Source organism: Vibrio eleionomae (assembly GCF_009874545.1).
Taxonomy (GTDB): Bacteria; Pseudomonadota; Gammaproteobacteria; order Enterobacterales; family Vibrionaceae; genus Vibrio; species Vibrio nitrifigilis.
In genome coordinates this window covers 1-567 of sequence record NZ_WEKT01000126.1, presented here as the reverse complement: position 1 = coordinate 567, position 567 = coordinate 1, and the positions used below count along the sequence as shown (strand labels likewise).

1 tRNA gene and 1 rRNA gene are annotated in these 567 nt (G+C 47.1%); both read left to right on the top strand.

The features are described from left to right. Positions 1-107 (top strand): 5S ribosomal RNA (rrf, locus tag F9817_RS23745); the annotation flags it as partial. A 52-nt stretch (positions 108-159) separates the two neighbouring features. Continuing rightward, a tRNA-Asp gene (locus F9817_RS23740) sits at positions 160-236 on the top strand. The last annotated feature ends 331 nt before the right edge of the window (positions 237-567 follow it).

Sequence of the window (567 nt, the reverse complement as noted above, 5' to 3'; positions counted from 1 at the left end):
CATAGCATTTTGGACCCACCTGATCCCATGCCGAACTCAGAAGTGAAACGAAATCGCGCCGATGGTAGTGTGGGGCTTCCCCATGTGAGAGTAGGTCATCGCCAGGCTTTAAATTAAACGGTAGAGTGTTAGACACTTTACGGTAAAAACCAGTTTCGCGGAGCGGTAGTTCAGCTGGTTAGAATACCGGCCTGTCACGCCGGGGGTCGCGGGTTCGAATCCCGTCCGTTCCGCCACTTAGTTTTGAAGCCCTGAACGAAAGTTCAGGGCTTTTTTGTTTTGGCTATTTGGAACTGGGCGTGTTGCTGGTTAGCATTGCCTTGGAATGACTCCCGGTTGCCCGCACTGAGTTTTGAAGCCTCAATCGAAAGATTGGGGCTTTTTTGAGCCCGATATTTTTGTATTGAGAAGTTGATAGTTATACCAATCGCACTAATTTTATGATCTAATATCAGCTTCAATAGGAGCTGATATGAACACCCCTGACTTCCCAAAACTTATTCGTGAAACATCCGATGCGAGGATGCGTACGAGACTTCTTGCTATATCTCATTTCGTGGATGGAAA